Genomic DNA, 2177 nt, shown 5'->3' on the forward strand with positions numbered 1-2177 from the left:
CCGTCACTCCAGACAAAAGTATAAGGCCCAGTGCCGCCTGTTGGTGTTAAATTAATAGCTCCAGTATTTCCACCATTACAGGCTACATTTGTTACTGCTGTACTTCCTGATAGGGATGATAACGGTTGTGTAACTGCTATATTTGATATTGTTGTAGAGCAATTATTAAAATCGGTTATAACTACTGAATAGGTACCTGCTGGAAGCGCTATTCTATCTTGTGTTGTAACGCCACCACCCCAATTATAGGTATATGGTGCTGTACCTCCAGTTGGAGTTAAATTTATTGACCCATTTGAACCTCCAAAACATGACACATTTGTAACTCCAGTACTACCTGATAGTGGAACTGATGGTTGGGTTATAGTAAAGCTTTGGAAATCCTGACATCCGTTGGCATCGGTCACAGTTACTGTATAAGTGCCCGCGGTGAGACCAGAAGCTGTCTGTCCTGTTCCTCCTGAAGGGAACCAAGAGTAAGTATATGGTCCTGTTCCTCCTACTACAGCTACAGTTGCTAAACCATTTGAACCTCCGTTACAGCTTACATTAGTTTGGGAAGCTGCTATGGCATTTGGTGACCCAGTATTTGGTAAAGTAAAAGTTTGTGTGGTAGTACAATCATTATTATCGGTTATAGTTACAGTATATATACCAGCAGAAAGACCTGCCGCGGTAGCAGCTGTTCCTCCTGAGGGCGACCATAAATAAGTATAACCAGGCGTACCACCCGATACAGAAACAGTAGCCGAACCATTAGAATTTCCACATGAAGGATTTGCTTCTATTGTTATAGAAGCTAAAAGAGCTGTTGGTTGTGTTACACTAACATTTACAATACCTGTACAACCATTAGCATCTGTAATATTTACCGAGTAGTTTCCTGCTGATAAGCCTGTTCTGTCTTCAGAGGTAGAACCACCTCCACTCCAAACAAAGGTATAAGGTCCTGTACCTCCAGTTGGAGTTAAATCGATAGCTCCATTATTACCTCCAAAACAGGTAACATTTGTGACTACTGCTGTGCCTGATATTGATGGGCAAGTATAAAGACCACTAAATTGAGTTAGACCTTCACAATCTGATGACATATATATCCATTGTCCTATTCCAAGAGGAGGTGGGTTAGGAGTTGTATTTGCAGTATTATATTGTAAAAGATCATCTGAATCATCAAAAAAACCATCAAGATTAAAGTCTAAAACAATCTCCCAACGATTTCTCGAAATGCTCCATTGAACTCTACAAGGAGTTCCACCTAAGCTTGATAAAGTCGCTGTATAACTATTGCGTCCTGCAATAGTGCCACTAGGAGACCATATGTCTTCAGGAAGGATACATCCGCCAGAATCACTAACAACAAGTTGCCCATAGCTTTTATATACAAAAATCATTGAAAAGAAAAAGAACAATAAAGATAATTTTAACTTCATATAGAATATTTTAGGATGGATGTGAGATAACAAGATTAAAGCTTTTATGGTATTACAGTAATTAATAAGTAGCAAGTGTAATTTTTCATTATGAGAATCTTTATTTTACTTATCTCGGTTGAATACTAAAAACCACTGCATTAATAACCAAAGGCCTAGTCAAGGGTAGGAATCTAGATCAAATTAGATAAGTACGCTTTTAATTTTTCAACATATAAACATCTAATTATGAGTACTTAATACTTAATAATCAACAATTTTAAACTAATTATTTCATATTTTAAAATAAATTAATCAATCTTAGCTAAGGAGTAAAATATATTTAGATCTCTATTTCACTTATATCTCGAAATGTTAGTATTTAAACATAAAGTCTTTTTTATAAACAAATCCTGAAATTCATCCTAAATAAATTATCGAAGGCTATACACACATAAAAGCTGGATAAAGCAAGATATTTATGTAGGCTTCCCAATGATATGAGAGATACTCAACTTTTAATACTAAATAGATATCACGAAAATATTTATAAAAACTACAAGTAAATTCCAAAATTGAGGCTATTGAATTAGCAAAATAAGAATATTATAAACTCTTCTTCAGAGTTTCTTTTCAATAATAAAAGGGATATATAATTTCAAAAAAGCCTCAAGCTAATGCTTGAGGCTGATTTTCATATTTTATGGGTCTTTAGCTGTTTGTTATCCTACAACTTCCTATTAAACCTATAACCAATCACAATAT

The 2177-nt window shown here is 35.0% G+C and carries 1 protein-coding gene; it reads right to left on the reverse strand.

Annotated features, from left to right (window positions below; all coding sequences use genetic code 11):
- Positions 1-1433 (reverse strand): SprB repeat-containing protein (locus H510_RS0112840; protein WP_211226578.1); only part of this gene is annotated, 1433 nt, incomplete at its 3' end.
- Positions 1434-2177: the final 744 nt, after the last annotated feature.

The organism is Pedobacter glucosidilyticus DSM 23534, assembly GCF_000425145.1.
GTDB classification, from domain to species: Bacteria; Bacteroidota; Bacteroidia; order Sphingobacteriales; family Sphingobacteriaceae; genus Pseudopedobacter; species Pseudopedobacter glucosidilyticus.